Source organism: Paenibacillus sp. V4I3 (assembly GCF_030817215.1).
GTDB lineage: Bacteria > Bacillota > Bacilli > Paenibacillales > NBRC-103111 > Paenibacillus_E.
This window is the reverse complement of the sequence record NZ_JAUSZA010000001.1, coordinates 2,517,018-2,535,033: the sequence shown is the minus strand read 5'-3', so window position 1 is coordinate 2,535,033 and position 18,016 is coordinate 2,517,018. Positions and strand designations below refer to the sequence as shown.

The 18,016-nt window shown below is 47.3% G+C and carries 15 protein-coding genes; 5 read left to right on the top strand and 10 right to left on the bottom strand.

Features of this window, described 5'->3' with window-relative positions; all coding sequences use genetic code 11:
• Positions 1-13: 13 nt before the first annotated feature.
• From QFZ77_RS11715 to QFZ77_RS11700, 4 genes are all read right to left on the bottom strand, one after another.
• On the bottom strand, positions 14-1,324 hold the full coding sequence (locus QFZ77_RS11715) for an ABC transporter substrate-binding protein (protein ID WP_307439607.1): 1,311 nt from the start codon (positions 1,322-1,324) through the stop codon (positions 14-16).
• Between the two features lie 121 nt (positions 1,325-1,445).
• Positions 1,446-2,621: a response regulator transcription factor gene (locus QFZ77_RS11710; RefSeq protein ID WP_307439605.1), complete on the bottom strand. Its 1,176-nt coding sequence runs from the start codon at positions 2,619-2,621 to the stop codon at positions 1,446-1,448.
• Between the two features lie 4 nt (positions 2,622-2,625).
• The gene (locus QFZ77_RS11705; RefSeq protein ID WP_307439603.1) at positions 2,626-3,909 is read right to left on the bottom strand and encodes an ABC transporter substrate-binding protein; all 1,284 of its coding nucleotides are present in this window, start codon (positions 3,907-3,909) and stop codon (positions 2,626-2,628) included.
• Positions 3,893-5,734 carry a cache domain-containing sensor histidine kinase gene (locus tag QFZ77_RS11700; RefSeq protein WP_307439601.1) on the bottom strand — a complete coding sequence of 614 codons (1,842 nt, stop codon included), beginning with the start codon at positions 5,732-5,734 and terminating at the stop codon, positions 3,893-3,895. Before QFZ77_RS11700 ends, QFZ77_RS11705 begins: the two co-directional genes overlap by 17 nt.
• A 325-nt stretch (positions 5,735-6,059) precedes the next feature.
• Between QFZ77_RS11700 and yhbH the strand changes: the two genes are divergently transcribed.
• From yhbH to QFZ77_RS11685, 3 genes are all read left to right on the top strand, one after another.
• The gene (gene yhbH / locus QFZ77_RS11695) at positions 6,060-7,217 is read left to right on the top strand and encodes a sporulation protein YhbH (RefSeq protein ID WP_171688954.1); all 1,158 of its coding nucleotides are present in this window, start codon (positions 6,060-6,062) and stop codon (positions 7,215-7,217) included.
• Positions 7,214-8,644 carry a SpoVR family protein gene (locus tag QFZ77_RS11690; RefSeq protein ID WP_307439597.1) on the top strand — a complete coding sequence of 477 codons (1,431 nt, stop codon included), beginning with the start codon at positions 7,214-7,216 and terminating at the stop codon, positions 8,642-8,644. Before yhbH ends, QFZ77_RS11690 begins: the two co-directional genes overlap by 4 nt.
• Before the next feature lie 182 nt (positions 8,645-8,826).
• Positions 8,827-9,039, top strand: a complete 213-nt coding sequence (locus tag QFZ77_RS11685) for a hypothetical protein (protein WP_029197871.1) — start codon at positions 8,827-8,829, stop codon at positions 9,037-9,039.
• 464 nt (positions 9,040-9,503) lie between these two features.
• On the opposite strand, the gene QFZ77_RS11680 is transcribed toward QFZ77_RS11685, so the two are convergent.
• The 6 genes from QFZ77_RS11680 to QFZ77_RS11655 form a co-directional block, all read right to left on the bottom strand.
• Positions 9,504-10,232 (bottom strand): nucleoside phosphorylase, encoded by a 729-nt coding sequence (locus QFZ77_RS11680; protein WP_307439596.1) that lies wholly within the window; start codon positions 10,230-10,232, stop codon positions 9,504-9,506.
• A gap of 1 nt (position 10,233) precedes the next feature.
• Positions 10,234-10,905: a sulfite oxidase-like oxidoreductase gene (locus QFZ77_RS11675; protein ID WP_307439595.1), complete on the bottom strand. Its 672-nt coding sequence runs from the start codon at positions 10,903-10,905 to the stop codon at positions 10,234-10,236.
• 24 nt (positions 10,906-10,929) lie between these two features.
• Positions 10,930-11,808 (bottom strand): ABC transporter permease, encoded by an 879-nt coding sequence (locus QFZ77_RS11670; protein WP_373462734.1) that lies wholly within the window; start codon positions 11,806-11,808, stop codon positions 10,930-10,932.
• A 28-nt stretch (positions 11,809-11,836) separates the two neighbouring features.
• The gene (locus QFZ77_RS11665) at positions 11,837-12,904 is read right to left on the bottom strand and encodes an ABC transporter permease (protein ID WP_307439591.1); all 1,068 of its coding nucleotides are present in this window, start codon (positions 12,902-12,904) and stop codon (positions 11,837-11,839) included.
• Positions 12,897-14,396, bottom strand: a complete 1,500-nt coding sequence (locus tag QFZ77_RS11660; protein WP_307439589.1) for an ABC transporter ATP-binding protein — start codon at positions 14,394-14,396, stop codon at positions 12,897-12,899. The genes QFZ77_RS11665 and QFZ77_RS11660 overlap by 8 nt, the downstream gene beginning before the upstream one ends.
• Positions 14,397-14,489: 93 nt before the next feature.
• The gene (locus QFZ77_RS11655; RefSeq protein WP_307439587.1) at positions 14,490-15,533 is read right to left on the bottom strand and encodes a BMP family lipoprotein; all 1,044 of its coding nucleotides are present in this window, start codon (positions 15,531-15,533) and stop codon (positions 14,490-14,492) included.
• Positions 15,534-15,754: 221 nt separating this feature from the next.
• Here QFZ77_RS11655 and QFZ77_RS11650 point away from each other — a divergent pair, with 221 nt between their 5' ends.
• Both QFZ77_RS11650 and QFZ77_RS11645 read left to right on the top strand, forming a co-directional pair.
• Positions 15,755-17,092: a hypothetical protein gene (locus QFZ77_RS11650; protein WP_307439586.1), complete on the top strand. Its 1,338-nt coding sequence runs from the start codon at positions 15,755-15,757 to the stop codon at positions 17,090-17,092.
• Positions 17,093-17,214: 122 nt separating this feature from the next.
• On the top strand, positions 17,215-18,009 hold the full coding sequence (locus tag QFZ77_RS11645; protein WP_307439583.1) for a hypothetical protein: 795 nt from the start codon (positions 17,215-17,217) through the stop codon (positions 18,007-18,009).
• Positions 18,010-18,016: the final 7 nt, after the last annotated feature.

The following is an 18,016-nucleotide window of genomic DNA, read 5'->3' as shown; positions in this document are numbered from 1 at the left end:
CGCAGCCACATCCCTATTTGTTTTTCAATTTAGTCTTGGCCTTCTCAATGAGGGCCGCGAATTCTTTGTCAGGATCCTTGGTCTTATCGACCGTAACGGCCTGCATGCCATCGCTAATAATATCTTCCACGGTTTGATAAAAAGGTCCTTTACGCTGCACCTTCACATCCTTGGCTACCTCGGAGAACAAGATGCCGAGCTTCTGGTTGCCCCAGAATTCATACCCCGCTTCTGTGAACGCTTTATCGCCATAGACCGACGGAGTCGAAGGGAAATTGCCTGAAATCTTGAATACTTCTAACTGCTGCTGGGGTGAAAGCATCCAACTAATAGCTGTGTAAGCTTCCTTGGCGTTCTTCGTTTCCTTCGGAATAAGTAAGAACGAACCGCCCATGTTGCCGGTGCCCTCTGGAATTTTGGCTGCTCGCCATTTGCCCTTCGTATCCGGTGCGCGGGTTTCGACGTGGCCTTTGCCCCAAGCGGCAGAGATGTACGTAGCGATTTTGCCCGAATTCAGAGCGGCAGAGTACTCCTGCAGCGCATTTTTCTGGTCATAAGCTCCAGCGATGCCCATTTCACGGGCTTTCTTATAATAATCCAACGCTTTCTTGATTTGCGGGTTGGAATCCATTGTCAAATTCTCGTCTTTATCAAAGTACAGTTCATTGCCCTGGTCGCGAATCGCGCCATATAATTCATAAGGGTTGGATAAAATACTGGCGCCTGTTTTCTCCTTCAATGTTTTGCCAGCAGCGAGGAAGTCGTCCCAATTCTTAATCTTGGCCGCAACATCGTTAGGCTCTGAAGGGAGTCCGGCTTGTTGGAACAGATCTTGGCGGTAGTAAAGCACCATCGGACCGATGTCCGTAGGAAATCCAAGCTGCTTGCTGCCAACGCTGCCTTGCTTCCATTTCCAATCCAGATAATCCTTGGACAGATCCTTAGCTCCATACTCGTTCAGGTCGTAAAATTTATCAGGATACTTCAAGAATTGGTCCATCTGTGAAATATCGATCATCGCAATGTCCGGAGCCCCCGAACCTGCCGACATAGCCGTTAAAACCTTCTTATGGGCGTCCTCCCACTTATAAATCTGTGGAATAATCTCGATGTTCGGATGGGTGCGGTTAAACTCTGGTATAATCTTTTCAAATGATGCCCCCTGCCAAAACCACATTTGCAGTTGAACCTTTTTCCCGCTGTTTCCACCTGCTTCATTTTTTACTGCGCTTTGCGTTCCTCCGCTGCTGCTGCATGCACTAAGAAGAACTAGAAGTGAAACCAAGAGCAGAAACATGGACTTGCGTTTAGACATCCAATTCATTTGATAAACGCTCCCTTCACCATTTTCAACTGGACTTCCAAATTAGTAAGCCCTTACATTTAGTATAGGCAGGACTTTACAGCTCGTATAGGTAACGAATCTTCGATTTCTTGGACTCTTCTCAGAAATGTTCCACCGTCCGATAATCCCCGGGGGCCATGCCGACAAAGGTTTTGAAGATGCGGCTGAAATAGGCCGGGTCCTTGTACCCTACCCGAATGCATACCTCATATACCTTCAGGTTCGTCTCGCGCAGCCACCGCTTGGCCTCCGTTAGCCTGATCTGCGTCAAGTACTGCGTATAGGTGAGCCCCATCTCCTGATGAAACAAATTACTTAAATAATTGGCATTCACTTGGAATTGCTGGGCAAAATCGGACAAATTCGCCGCTTCGTTGGCATATTCGTTATGTACGTATTTCAAGAGCGCCTTAATAATCGGCGGAAATGAGTCCCCTCTTTCCTTCCTTGTAATTTCGTTGAAGCCCAAGCTCATCATGCTGCGCATATACATCAGCCCAAGATCACTTATCTCCCTTGTGCAGCCGCCATGACCTGTCTTCACTTCGATGCGGAGCTTTGCTTCCATCCACTTCGAAATTTCCTGCACCCGCTGCTCCCAGGCCCCTTTATCATCGTACTCGGTGAACAGAACCACGGTGATGAGCCGGTCCTCTTCGCATACTGCCGCCGTCCCTAGTCCGCTGAACGATTCATGAGCACATTCCCGGATAAAGTAACGTACCGAGGTCTCCCCCAGAGACCGTAAATCCTTGGTCGAAAAGGAGACGAGCCGGATGGTCGCATATCGCGGAATCAGCCCTTCATCGAAGGTTGGCACCGGCACCCCGTGGAGCAGGTCGTGCATTCGTTTCTCCAGCAACGCCCGGCTGCGGATCACATTCACCTGCTCGGACTCCATCCGCCTTCGGTACTTCCCATAAGCTTCGTTGTACACTTCTAGCAGCTTCTCCTTGGAAAGAGGCTTAAGCAGGTAAGCTGCCACTTGATGCTGCATCGCTTTCATTGCATAATCGAATTCCGCGTGCCCCGTCAGCACATACACATCGGTTTGCCGTGAATGCTGCCGTATATATTCGGCAAGCTGCAAGCCGTCCCCCGCCGGCATGCGGATATCGGTAATAACGAGCTGCACCGTCCTCTGCTTCAGTATTGTAATCGCCTCCAACCCGCTAGAGGCATCCAGTACTTCACCCACGCCTTCGAATCGGGACAATGTTCTGCACATTGGAAGACGTACATTCGCTTCATCGTCTACAATCAGAACAGTAAACATACGGTTACCCTCCTTCTTCTACGTGGTTTAGTGTCTCAAACTGCTGCATAATCCCTTTCCACGTTAAATCTGGATCTGCACCGTCGGATTCAACCCGCCGAAGACCGTCGCGAATCCATCTTTCAATCGTCGTATAATCGTAATCATCGTAGCCGGATTTGTAGCGAAGCGCCGTGTAAGAATAAATTTGACCGACAGGCGCATCGTTGAAAAAGGAATCGTGAACCTCCAGGAAATTAGAAGAGGAGTACGATTCCGGTGTGGAAGGAAAATTCCCGCTGCCGATAAAATTCGCCAACTGCTGCTGCGGAGCCGTTAACCAGCTGGCTAGCTTATACGCCGCATGGGGAGATGAGCTTGTCTTCGGTACCGCCAAGTATGTCCCCGTTAAATTGGATGGCAGACCAGGTGCCCGGGTCAGATCCCACTTGCCCGCTGTAGCTGGAGCATTCTTCTTCATCATGCCGTGAAGCCAAGAGGGAGCCAATACGAGGGCGAATTTTCGATTGACCGCTCCTTCGGCCCAAGATGAGGTTTGCGACGGCAATCCGGCGCTGAGGCCACGCTTCTGGAAATACACCGCCCGATCCCAAGCTTCCTTAACATGAGGACTTAATTCGTGCTCCACAGGCAGCACATATTGTCCGTCAAACTGGTTGAGATAGCTAAGGAAGATATTCGTTATATTATCGAATAATACAGCCCCCGTCCGCTGCTTTAGTAGGACTCCTGCCTGCTCCAGCGCGTCCCAATCGGACAGATAGGCCGCCACCTCCTCCCGTTCCGTTGGTAAACCGGCCTCCTGAAATAAATCATGGCGGTACGCAAGCGCCACTGGCCCGATATCTACAGGCATGGCATACAAGAAGCCACCATTCTTGCTTTCCGCTTGCCGCCATTTCCAGTCCAGATAATGAACCCGCTCGTCGCCATAATCATAGAGGTTATAGAACTGATTCTGGAAGCGCTTTAATTGATTCAACTGCGAAGCCTCCAACAGAACAAGATCAGGGGAATCAGCCTTCGTGGCCAGTGAAGTCATGAGACTCGGCACCACATCGTCGTATTGAAAAGTAACCATTTCGACATCCATCTGAGGATTTTCAGCTTCATACTTCTTAATCAGCGGCTCTAGCCCACTTCCCGGCCACAGCCAGATACGCAGCGTACTTGGCTTCGGAGAGCTTTTCACACTCGGCATGCCCATTTCGGGGGAGCAGGAGCACAGCAGGCTGATCATTGCCAGTACTAGCGAAATTCGAAGAAATAATTTAGGCAGCGCCATCATCCCCTCTCTTACCCAGCATTGACAATTCTTGCTCCCTATCAAACTGAGATGGCGGGTTCAGCAAAGGAAGCGATAATACCACCTGCAGTCCTCCCAATAGACTTGGCATCAGGCGAATTCCGTAGCCTGAACCAAAGAAAGCCTGCAGTTGCTTATGCAGATTGCTTAACCCGATGCCACCCGCCTTCTTCTCAAAGCCTTGCTCCCGATGAATCGAGTCTTCAAGCGACTGCAGGGCCGTAAGCGGCATGCCTACGCCATTGTCTTCCACAGAACACAGGATCTTGCCGCCCTGCCGGTAGATCCGGACCCGAATTAGCCAGTCCCCCTCGTCTTTATGCTCTAAGCCATGGTGGAAGGCATTCTCGACGAGCGGCTGCAGGACGAGCCGGATCACGCTTTGCTGCTGCAATCCTTCCTCTACATCGATACTAACGTTGAATTTCTCACCGAAGCGCGCCCGCTGGAGCAATAAATACCGGTCCAGCTGCGCCAGATCCTCCCCGAGCGTCACGAAATCGGTCGACGGATGGACGCTGTAGCGAAGCAGTTCTCCGAGTGCGAGTGTCATTTCCTGTGCCTTTTCCGGCCTCTCGTCCTCAATCGTCCAGTAAATCAAATTCAGTGAATTGTATAAGAAATGCGGGCGGAACTGGGCTTTCAATGCGACAAGCTCCGCTCTCTGGGCACTGATCTGCTGCTCGGAGAGTCGTTGAACGACTTCCTCCAGCTGACGCACCATGGCATTGTAGTTCGAATACAGCTGCGTAATCTCCCGGCTCGCAAAAGGCCGGTCGATCGGCTTGATGCCTTCCTTGCTCAGCTTGTTCATCCCATCGGCCAAATGACGGATTGGCTTCGTTAGCGTCCATGTGAAGTACGCAACCAGCGCGAGGGCAATCCCGATACCTGCAGCCATGGTCAGCAGCGCGTTCGCCCACATTTGCGAAGCGTCACTGTACACCGCTTCGGGTTTGAAATAAGCGATGGTTGTCCAATCGCTGTAATTGGACTTGGCGTAGGCCACAAGCATCCGCTTGCGATCCTCCCTCGTCGTCCATTCGAAGAAAGGCTGCGCATTCCCGCCGAACTTAGCAAACAGCCCTTGATCTGCCGCCGTTCCAATCTCACGAGGCTCCGTCGAATACACGATATTCCCTATGGAATCCATCACCTGCACCTTTCGCTCGATGCGCTGGCCCGTTTCACCAATCATCCGATTCATTTTCTCCACAGGAAACACCACGAATTGATCTCCCAGTACGGTGAGGTTTCGAGAGTCCTTCAGCTTTCGGGCACCAATAATGGCAGGAATCTCACCGTCTCGCCAAGCCGGACCATACACCCACAGCATATGACCATCGAGCTCCTCCATTTTCCTGTACCAAGTGACAGCGCTCACAGCGTCATCGGCTTTCCGCCAAAACAACTGGAGCGACTCATTAGACGAGTAAGCATTGCCTTCCCGGTCGAAAAGGTGAATGAGCATTTCACCTGCGATATAGCGCGTTTTCTCCGCAAGGTAGCGGTTCAGCGCAAGCTGCTCTTGCCCTCCTTGCTTCGTAATCGGCTTGTTCAAAGCGGTCTGCACCTTTTCATCGAATGCAATCATCTGGGAGGCTTGATCATATTGACGCAGCAGCACATCAATTTTAGCCGACAATTGATCGACAGACTCCTGCGTATATCCAGCCGTACGATTCAGCGCTAGCTGTGAAGTTAAGCGATAGTTGAACAGATTGGTAAGCGCAATAGCCAGAGCCGCAATGAGAAACATACCGGCCAGCAATTGGATGAAGATAGGAATAGATCGTTGTCGTATCACGGTTCACCTCACTTCCATGCGTTACACTTCACTGATATGTTCTGAACATAATTCTAGCTAAGGACAATATCACCTTCTATCGATGTGAAAATGAGGAAAATGAACTAAATAATCTGAATATTCGACATATAATGTCAATTCTTTTCTACCTGTCAACTCTTCAGTCAGTCAAACTTACAAAGCATCACATATCCCACCCATATTTGAATATATTTAATAACAAGCTTTTTTCACCTCAGCCCGTTCAGCATTATGCTTGCCATAATATTCAGCAAAAGCTTACGACGTAAATTTCGCTAAAGCAAAACTCCAAGGAGGTGTCCCCATGACAGAGCCCCTTTTTATCGTTTCCAAAGAGGATTGGTCCTTGCATCGCAAAGGATATCAGGATCAGACCAGGCACCAAGAGAAGGTCAAAGAAGCCATTAAACAAAATCTTCCCGATCTGGTTACCGACGAAAGTATTGTCATGTCCAATGGGAAACAGGTCGTAAAGGTACCTATTAAGAGTCTGGACGAATACCGATTCCGCTATAACTTCAGTAAAGGAAAGCATGTCGGGCAGGGTGATGGTGACTCTCAAGTTGGCGATGTATTAGGGACAGATCCACAGCCTGCGCAAGGCCCTGGGAAGGGTGAAGGTGCAGGAGATCAAGCTGGCGAAGATTACTATGAAGCGGAAGTGAGCATGGAAGAACTGCAAGCCATGTTGTTCTCTGAGCTGGAGCTTCCCAATTTGCAGAAAAAAGATAAGCGCAATATGACCACGACAGAAGTGATTTTCAACGATATCCGCAAAAAAGGGATTATGTCCAACATCGATAAGAAGCGGACGATTTTGGAGAACATGCGCCGTAATTCGCGCTCGAGCTCCCCTGGGATCCATCATATCAGCCCCGATGACCTTCGTTTCAAAACGTGGGAAGAGATAGAGAAGCCTCACTCGAATGCGCTTATTATTGCGATGATGGATACGTCAGGAAGTATGGGGTCCTTCGAAAAGTACATAGCGCGCAGCTTCTTCTTCTGGATGACACGCTTCCTGCGCACGAAGTATGAGAATGTTGAGATTGTATTTATTGCTCACCATACCGAAGCCAAAGAGGTCACAGAGGAAGAGTTTTTCACCAAAGGTGAAAGCGGAGGTACAATTTGTTCTTCTGCTTACCAAGCAGCGATTGATATTATCGACAAACGGTATCCACCGTCACAATTTAATATTTATCCGTTTCATTTCTCCGATGGAGATAACTTGACGTCAGATAATGAACGCTGTGTGAAACTCATTACGCAGTTAATGGAGCGCTCCAACATGTTCGGTTACGGAGAAGTCAACCAGTATAATCGCAGCAGCACACTCATGTCCGCTTTCCGCCATATTCATGATCCTAAATTTCTTCATTATGTCATTCGTGAGAAAGGCGAAGTGTACAAAGCACTGAAAACCTTTTTTACAAAGCAGGAAGGAGTGGCTGTTCAGTGAGTAAAACTGAAATCCAAAAGCTCGAATACGCCATTGATGAAATAACGGAAATTGCTAAAGGTTTTGGACTTGATTTCTTCCCGATGAGGTATGAAATCTGTCCCGCCGAAATTATATATACCTTCGGTGCTTATGGAATGCCGACGCGTTACAGTCACTGGAGTTTCGGTAAAAATTTTCACCGTATGAAAACACAGTATGATTTTGGCTTGAGCAAAATTTACGAACTGGTCATTAACTCTGACCCCTGCTATGCCTTCTTGTTAGACGGAAATTCACTTATTCAAAATAAGCTGATCGTCGCACACGTTCTTGCCCATTGTGATTTTTTTAAAAATAACGCCCGTTTCGCAAACACGAATCGCAATATGGTAGAAAGCATGTCCGCTACCGCCGAAAGAATTCGGCAATATGAAATCGAACACGGCATTGACGAAGTCGAGCAATTCATTGACGCCGTGCTAGCTATTCAGGAGCACATTGATCCTGTGCTGACCCTATCCTACCGACAGACGCGTAAGCGTCAGGAAACCCATAAACCCTCCACACCAGCCGCCCGATCTGTAGCAACCTATGGATATGAGGATATATGGGATCTTGATGTTAAGAACAACCCCTCAGCACCTGAAAAAGAGGAAAACAAACGCTTTCCACCTCAACCTGAAAAAGATATTTTGCTCTTCATCGAGGAGAATGCCCCCTATATGGAAGAGTGGCAGCGGGATATTCTGACGATGCTGCGTGATGAAATGCTCTATTTCTGGCCGCAGCTAGAAACGAAGATCATGAACGAAGGCTGGGCTTCCTACTGGCACCAACGCATACTGCGCGAGCTGGATTTGACTGAAGAGGAGACGATTGAGTACTCCAAGCTCAACTCCTCGGTCGTAGTTCCGTCCCGTCATACCTTAAATCCTTATTATCTCGGGCTCAAAATTTATGAAGATATCGAGAAGCACTGGGACAATCCGACGGAGGAAGAAATAAGAAGGCATGGGCGCAAACCCGGGAATGGTCGTGCCAAAATCTTCGAAGTCCGCGAATACGAATCGGATACCTCTTTTATCCGGAATTATTTGAATAAACCTCTGGTGGAAGAATTGGATCTGTACGTGTTTGAAAAGAAAGGGCCAGAATGGAAAATTACGGATAAAACTTGGGAAAACACGCGAGACCAGCTTATTTATTCCAGAGTGAATGGTGGTTTCCCATACATCGTCGTGGAAGATGGGGACTACCAGCGCAGCGGCGAATTATATTTGAAGCATGCTTTCGAAGGGGTCGAACTTGATCTCAAGTATGTCGAGCGAACACTCCCCTACATTTACAAGCTCTGGGGCAAATCTATTCATATGCATACCATCGTCGAAGATAAGCCGGTTTTGTTCACTTTTGACGGGAAGAAGCATCATAGGCGGTTTTTGTAATACGAAGAGGCCACTTGAACGCATTGGTTCAAGCGGCCTCTATTTACTCCTGTTTTATTTTCCCGAACCTCGACAGAACTAGTGTTATTCCGACAACGGTAATCGACGGACTTATTATTTAATAGATGATATTCTTAACTCTCAGTTATTCATATTTATTTTTTTATAGGAGATGAGTTGAAGTGAGAATGAATATTCTATTTAACAAAACACCGATTTCTGTCAATTTCGTTGGAACGGACCACAAATTAATTCCCTCTCTGATCAACGCTCTTCGTTATAACAAATTTACAACGATGAACCTTGCTCAACCGTTAGAGCACGTTGATTTATTTAGTTCAGAAGCCATTTTATATGCCAAAGATGGGAATAAAGCAAGAATCCCTATTTTTTAATTACATAATCGTTACATACGCATAAAGATCTGACCCAAAAGTAAATAACTTAGGGGCACAGAAAACAAAAAAAATGAGGTGGCAAGCTAATTCTTGCCTCTCATTTTTTTTGTTTTCTTTCCATTGCAATGGAAAGTCACCCCGACCTCTAGTTAGCGGAACGTCGATGTGTTATCTCGGGAAATCTACACATAAAATCGAATAAGAGGAACGTGAGTGCGCTATTTGATTAATAGGAGCGATCCGGAGACAAAAAAACGCGAAATTACGCATCCTCGTTCCTCTTCCTCATGATTTCGGGTGTTTTCGTCCAAATAGCGGATCGTCGTTCCCTCGGCAAATTTTGGTTACCATAGTAAAGTACAGTACAGCAAAAAATAGAGAGCCTTAACATCCAAAAAAGCCTATTTGGAGCAGCCCCTTCTAACTTAGCAAGCGCAGCGGCACCGACCATCCCAATGTGTCTACGCCTTAGCGTGCAGTTTGATAACGGCACGAATCGCCGTCATAATTTCACGTTCAACCGCATGAGCGACAACATCGGTATGAGGGTTATAGACTTCTCTCAAATCAGCATCGGCATAACCGTCCAGCGCAACAATCGCACCCGCACGAACGCCACGCAATAAAGCAATTACATAGAGCGCTGCGATTTCCATCTCAACGGCAAGAGCGCCAGCTTGCTTGTACTTGCGGTGTGGAAATTCCTCGACACCCTGGAAGAAGGCATCCAGGGTAACGGTAATTCCTCTGCGCACAAGACCTTCCGTCTCTGATGCTGCTTCGTACAACGCCTGTACGACATCCAAGTCAGCAACTGCCGGGAAGCCATGCGGAACGAGTTGGCGGGTTAAGCCCTCTTCCCTCACGGCTGCCGTACTGACGACTAAGCTGCCTGGCGGAACATCTGCTGAATAGGAGCCCGCTGTGCCAACGCGAATCAGTGTCTTTACGCCGCCTTTGATCAGTTCCTCGAAGCAAACGGCTGCACCGGGCGAGCCTACGCCATGACTTGCAACCGTAATCGGAACTCCTTGGAATTCACCGACAAACGTGCGATATTCACGGCTGAAGGCGAGTTCTTTGCTATGATCAAGCTTGCTGGCTATGACTTCCGCGCGAAAGGGGTCACCGCATACGATCGCATAAGGGGATAAATCTTCTGAATGAACCTGTAAAATTGGCAATAGCATGTCAATCAAACTCCTTCTTTTCCCATTCATCTTCTGGAATAGGAATCGCTTCCCCCGAGAAACGCTGCTCTTGGAATGGATCGGCCACATTATGGAAGCCGTTTTGTTCCCAGAAGCCTTCGCGGTCAGCTGTCATAAATTCGACACCTCGAATCCATTTAGGACTTTTCCAAAAATACAGGTGAGGTACAATCAGCCGTAGAGGCCAACCATGTTTAGGAGTCAGCGGCCTCCCATCATATTTCAAAGCCAACAAAACGTGATCGCCCAACAGATCCTCGAGCGGGACGTTCGTTTCATAATCGTTGTCAGCATGCAGCATGACGAACTTGCCTTGCGGCTTAATATCCAGCAGGCGAAGAAAATCGCGAAATAGAATCCCTTCCCAAGCCGTGTCAAGCTTAGACCAACGGGTTACGCAGTGAATATCACAGAGGACTTGTGTTTGAGGCATCGCCAACAATTGTTCATAGGTGACTACTTTGTCCTCTTCGACCTCGCCAAACACTCGCAATGTCCACTCCGTCATGTCATATTCCGGTACTTCTCCTTCATGCAAAATAGGAAACCTGTCTGTCAAGACCTGCCCCGGTGGGACTCGGTCTGACATTGAGGTACCTACGGAAGGAACCTTCATTTTTCTGATCCGATCAGCTTTGGTGTCTTTTGCCATCTGTCATTATCTCCTTTTAGCAACCTAGCGCGAGCTTCCGTTAGCTTTCTGAGCATCTGCCATGTAACTGCTCTTTCTAAAAAAGAGCATCGCCAACAGTGTCACAATATAAGGAAGCATTTGTGTAAAATGAGTCGGCAGCGAGAAGCCCTGCAGCCTGATGCTGAATGCATCCATCAGTCCGAATAGGAGGCTTGATGCCATGACGCCAAGCGGATTGGCTTGTCCTAACATCGTTGCGACCAGAGCGATAAAGCCTCTGCCCGCCGTCATGCCTTCGGTAAACATCGTGACTTGACCGAGGGAAAGCTGAGCGCCTGCCAACCCGCAAAGTACGCCGCAAATTAACACAGCCAGATACTGCATGCGGACTACTTTAATGCCTATGCTTTTCGCTGCAACTGGGTTCTCACCCACGGCCAGCAAGCGGAAACCAAGGACTGATTTAAACAAAAAGTACTGCAGGCCAAGCACCAATGCAAAAGCCAAATAAATAAGCGGGGAATGGCCCGAAATAATACCGCCAATCACAGGTATATCTTGAACAATGGGAATATTCCACTTCGGCAACCCAACCATATTTTTATCGTAGAACGCGCCTTTCACATGGAAAATGGCTTTTAGGCAGAACGCTGTTAAGCCAAGCGCCAGAAAATTAAACGAAATACCGACGACGATCACGTTCGCTTGCAAATGGATGCTAATATATGCAAATGCGAGTGAAAATAACATCGTCACCGCAATCGCAATCAAGACAGCCACATACACATTGCCGGAATAATGATTGCCTACAATAGCAGAGAACGCACCTACAAGCACGAAGCCTTCCAAACCAACATTGAACAGACCCACTCTTGAGCATATCGCACCGCCCAACGCAGCGAGGAGAATCGGAGCAACCATCCGAATCATGGAATTAAATAAAGATACATCAAGAAGATGCTGCACCGCTTCCCCCTCCTTTCCTGCGTTTCCATAGGGTATAACTGAACTTGGCCGTGACGAACAAGATCAAGAGCGACTGAATGACACTTGATATTTCGAGGGGTATGCTTGTGTTTCGTTCAACACCCATACCGCCTGTCTGCAGTGCAGCCAGAAGCACGGCCGCAACAGTCGTACCGAGCGGATGTGCGCCAGAAAGCAGCGTAGCCATAATGCCAGACCAAGCGAAGCCCGGATTCGTTATCATGCCATCCGTATAGCGATACTGCATACCGAGCACTTCGACTGCGCCTGCCAGACCAGCAAAGCCACCACTCGCGAACATGCTGGCGAGCATTAATTTACCTCGGTTTACGCCTCCATAAGCGGCAAACAACGGATTGTAGCCAAGCATGCGGATTTCGTAGCCGGCAGCACTGTATTTAATAAACAAAAATAAGAGAACCGCAAAAACAATGGCTATGATGAAGCCCGCATGCATACTCATCCCTTGGAAAAGCTTGGGCAGCCATATGCTTTTATCAACCATCATTGTTTGTGCTAGTGCAGCTGATCCTGTTTTATCCTTGAGCGGATAGGCAACCAAATAGCCTGCAAACAAAGCTGCAATATAATTGAGCAAGAGTGTGGTGACAATCAAATTCATTTTAAATCGCGCATCAAGCCAACCTGCAAAGGCTGACCATATACCGCCAACTGCAATACCGCCTAGCAGCGCGGCGAATAATTTAAATAGTGCAGGTCCAGGAAAATAGAGCGCAATCATCGCGCTGGTTAAAGCACCAAGGATCATTTGACCTTCAGAACCCATGTTGAAAAATCCGGCGCGGAAGGCTATTGAAACGCCTAAGCCAACTAAAATAAGAGGTGTCGCTCGCGTCAATGTATTTGTAAAAAAGTAAAAATTGCCGAAAGCGCCTTTCCACATTTGTGCGTACGTGTCCGAAATAGAGCCGCCAATCAAAACAATGGCAATGGCTCCGCCTAGTAAACCGATACATACCGCAATAAGCGGTTGAAGCAGCGCACCAATGTTTCCTTTCCAATTAAGCATGGGAATCACCTCCTGCCATCAACAGACTGATTTGCTCCTCAGTCGCATGCTGCGCTGACAGCTCTCCCGCAATTCGCCCTTCATACATCACGATAATGCGATCAGAAAGCTTAAGAATCTCCGTCAATTCCGAAGATACCAATAGAATCGCTCCCTGCTCATCACGTTTTTTCAACAGTTCATCGTGGATCACTTCCATCGCTCCAACATCAACGCCACGCGTGGGTTCAGCAGCGATAAGGAACGGTTGTTTTTGGGCAATCTCTCTGGCTACAATCAGTTTCTGAAGATTGCCTCCAGACAGAAATTTGACTTTCGTATCCTGGGAACCCGTTTTTATCTGGAATTGCTGGATGAATCCGTCAACCATATTGCGCAGCGATTTGCCTTGCAAAAGTCCGTTACGCCGATGCGTTCTGTGATGCCCCATTGTACCGTTTTCAAGTACGCTGCCTTCCTTGGCAGCCCCCCATTGGTAACGATCCTCAGGAATATGCGAAAGCCCGCTTTCTCTGATCTCACGAACCAAACGGCCTGTAATGTCTTTGCCCATCAAACGAATGTGACCTTGATCAATCGGTTGGAGTCCTGTAATGCTTTGGATCAATTCAGACTGTCCGTTACCAGAAATACCAGCGACGCCTAAGATCTCACCAGCCTTCACCTCAAGACTGACACGATTAAGCACTGGCTTTCCTTTCTTGCCTTGTATGGTAATCTCCTTCACTTCGAGAACAGTTTCACCAAAATTCGCGGCACTTTTGCTCGTTTGCACCAGTTCTCTTCCTACCATTAATCTAGAAAGTTCTTCTGCGTTAGTTGCCGAAGTATCTACAGTCCCTCTGATTTTACCGTCTCGGAGCACCGTAACTCGGTCCGCAACTTCCATGACCTCATGTAATTTGTGCGTGATGACAATGAAGCTTTTACCTTGGCTCGCTAAGCTCTTCATAATGACAAGAAGTTCCTTAGCTTCAAGCGGTGTCAAAACGCCAGTAGGCTCGTCCAAAATAATGATATCCGCACCTTGATAAAGCACCTTCAAAATCTCAACACGCTGTTGTAATCCTAGCGGAAGGTCAGCGACTTTCCTGGGTGGATCAATGGGTAGTCGGTACATGTCACACAATGCCTTCACTTGCAGGGCAGCTTTCTTTCGGTCGAACTTCACGCCGACTTGCGGTTCATTGCCGATGACAATATTTTCAGCCACAGTAAAAGAAGGAAACAGCATGAAATGCTGATGCACCATACCGATGCCATGTCGAATCGCATCCGTAGGATTCACGAACTGAATTTTTCTTCCTCGTAAAATAATCGTTCCCGACGTTGGCTGTTCCATTCCGTAAAGGATGCGCATCAGGGTTGTTTTACCTGCCCCATTCTCGCCGACTAACGCATGGATTTCACCTTCGCGCAGCGAAAAATCTACGTTGGAGTTAGCTGTCAGGCTTCCATAGGTTTTGGTAATTTGGTTCATTTGAAGCAGCATAGCGGGTTTCGCACTCCTTTCCTAGAAATGCGGAAACTGCCTACGTCGCCGTAAACAGTTTCCGGGGTTATATTATGTTTTAAGGACTTACTACTATTTCAGAGGATTCGGAACCGTAACTTTGCCAGCTACGATATCGTCTTTGATGGCTTTAACTTTAGTCACAACGTCTTGTCCAATAAATGGACTTAGTTTGGATTTGCTTTCTTTTGTTACAAAAGTAAGACCTACTCCGTCTTCTTTCAAGCCGTAATCCATAGCGCCAAATTTAAAGGTTCCATTTACGAAATCTTTCACGGTTTGGTAAGCTACGCTGTCTGTACCTTTCAATTGAGAGAGAACGATGTGTTCAGGATCCGTCACCGTACGGTCGATATCTTGACCGGATGTGTAGAAGCCTTTTTCCTTAGCTGCTTCGAACACGCCCAAATCGCCTACAGCTGATGCTGCTGCGATGAAGTCTGCTCCTTGAGCAAATTGCGTCAACGCCAGTTCTTTCGCTTTTGCTGGATCTGTGAAGCTTCCTACATAGTTGACGATGAATTTAGCATTCGGATTCGTTGATTTCAAACCTTCTTGGAAACCGACTGTGTATTTTTTGATCAAAGGGATATCAAGTGCTGCCACCATACCGACAACATTTTTCTTAGTTGCAAGACCCGCAGCCGCACCAAGCAAGTATGCTGCCTCGTGCTCACGGAATACTACGCTTCTAACGTTCGGCAAATCAACAACTGTATCAATAATAGCAAAAGATTTCTTCGGATTTTCAGCAGCAACCTTTTTCAGAGCATCCTCGGATTCAAAGGAGCTGGTGATAATAAGATCATAATTATCAGCAACAGCAGCACGCAGGTTTTGTTCAATTGCACTGGCATCCGTAGATTCTACCGTTTTCACATCAACGCCAAATTCTTTACCTGCTTTTTTAACACCCTCATCCTCTTGAGCAAAGAAAGGGTTCACACCAATTTTTTCTGGTGTTATTAGAATGATTTTTTTGGGTGATTTGGTTTCAGGCGCTTTTGTTGCTTCTGCAGCTTTCGTAGCGGCCGGAGCTGCTGTATCATTTTTAGCGGTGCCGCAGCCAGTCAGCATTAATGTAACGGCGAAAATGGACAATAACGTTTTTTTCATGTGTGGCTCTCCCCTTTTGATCTGTTTTTATCAAAAATTTTCTTATCCTATTCGACAAAGTGCGACTTTTCAACTAAGACTGATAGTAGTGGATTCCATAAGTCATGTCAAGAATAAAAACGGCAACCATTATTTATTGACACCTATAGGCGTAACTGATATATTTCAATAAACCATACTATTCCTATGTGAATTAAAAAATTCGGAGGTGTTTTATTCTTATGAAACCATTGAAATCCCGCAAGTCCTTGCAAATAGCCGTATTAACAGCCGTCCTCTTCACCTCTGTGAGCACATTAAGCACGGCCGCTGAAGCGAGTGATTCCGCACTCGCATACAAACAGTTTTTGAAAAACCAGTATACCATCAGCTTGTCAGATTCCTTGTCAAAGGGCGATTTCATTATCGCAGTTGACCACATCTTGAAAGCGGAAGCGAAAGATCAGACCAATGTATTTACAGACCTGCAAAAGGACAGTCCTTATTACAAAGCAGCGCTTGCTTTGCACGAAAAAGGCATTCTATCAGAAGGCAAGCTGCTAGGGGATCAGCCGCTTACCCAGCTGCAGGCGACTTTCATAGCATTAAAAGCCTCCGGCTTGAAAGAACTCGCATATACCTACCCCAAGGATAAAATCAAAGCCGCTCTGGCTAAAGTACATATTGACTACGATCAAAACAATCAACTTACGCTTCAAGCCGCCCAGGAACTGGCCGCCGCTATTGATACTGGCCTCGTCTCCTCCGATTTCGAAGCGGATGCTCCGGCTGGCGAAAGCTTTGCGAACGAACTGCTTGGTAAGATTCTTACTTTCCAAGGACAATACAAGCACTATATTGGAACGACTTCCGATGATGATATTTTCCGCAAAATTAATGATACCTGGCGTACGGAGGATCTTATTTCATCAACTGAATTGCGTGCTGTCTTCGATGAAGCCTTGAAAAAGAATCTAGTTACCGGCTACAACTTGAAAGATTCTCGTTTCGATGCGAACTTTGATCCAAAGCTCTCTCTCACCTATGGACATTCTGACATTACGCATGCGATTCAGTTAATCGGACTGCTGCGCAGCGAGAACATCCAGGCGAAAGTACAGCTGGAGCCCAAAACGTCTGCCTTCATCTATCTGAAGGAATGGGGCGAGCCGACACAATCCGACGATTATCAAGTCGTCCAAATCGAGAACGGCAATTTCATAGCGTACGCCAAGGAATACGACATTGAGTTCGAATTCGAGAACGCCGAGCAAAAGAACAAGTTCCAGCAGGTCATTTTCCAATATGCTAAAAAGAACAGTAAAGACGAGACAGGACTCATTTATTCTTCCTGGTGGCAGCCACTCTACTATTCATTAACCGATGTGAAAGACTACAAAGTAATTGCTAATAATAAAGTCAGTAAAGGCCATTATTATGCCCAGTCCTTCTCCCTCAGCGATAAATCTGACGATGTCGTTACTGGTTTAAAGAAAATCAACGCCAGCATGAACGTCGACTCCTACAAGTTCTGGGTGGACGAACCCTTCTACAATTATTTACTAGGCGATTTTAAATAAAAAAACAGTTGAACGGGATCTGATCCTCCCGCTCAACTGTTTTTTTATTTACAAGCATAATTCGAAATTTAATTCCATAGACTCATAGAAAGGATCTGATTTAAGAGAATAGGAGTTGCCCCATGTACATGTTACGACTTGTAAAAATGAATGCAGCCCACCTACTCATCTATCTCCTTATTATGATAACTAGTTTGATATGGACCATCATCTGGGGAACTCATGTAAAGGTGAAGCCACCGCCAAACCTCCCTGTTTCCGAATATAGCATCAACCAAGCTAGTAACGGTGTTACGCTTCATAGTATTCGGACTCCACCACGGAACATTGGGCTGAAGGCAATTACAGGCAATGTGACAGAAAGGCCGGAAAATGGGATTAACGGCGGGTTTTTCTGGCAGGGCAATCTCCTTAGCATCGCTGTCATTAATGATCGTCCCGTCAAAGGAGAACCTGGCGATTACGGCTCTGGCTGGTTCAATATTGACCGCAAGCGGGGAACGCTCGTATGGGATGAGAAGGCTCAAACCTTCACCATTCAAGTCGTTGAACATGCGGACGAGCTGAAGGTAATGGATCGCGCTCATTATTGGGCGCAGGGAGGCGTGAGCATGGGACTTACGAATCCAGACGGATGGGTGGACCAAGCGATAGCGGAAGAGATGCCTCTCATTAATGAGAAGCGCATGCGATCAGGTATCGTCTACGACAGGAATAACAACGTTTATCTAGTCGTGGCTCCAACGCCATGCACCGGAGAGCAGTTCCGCACAGCTGTTCAAGAGCAGGTTGGAAATGGACAGCTTGTAGATGGGCTGTTCCTTGATGGCGATGGTTCCTCCCAGCTCAAAGTCGCCAATTACTTGCTCCCCGGCGATCATCGCGAGGTGTATCAGATGATTGCGTTGTTGAATTGAACGAAAA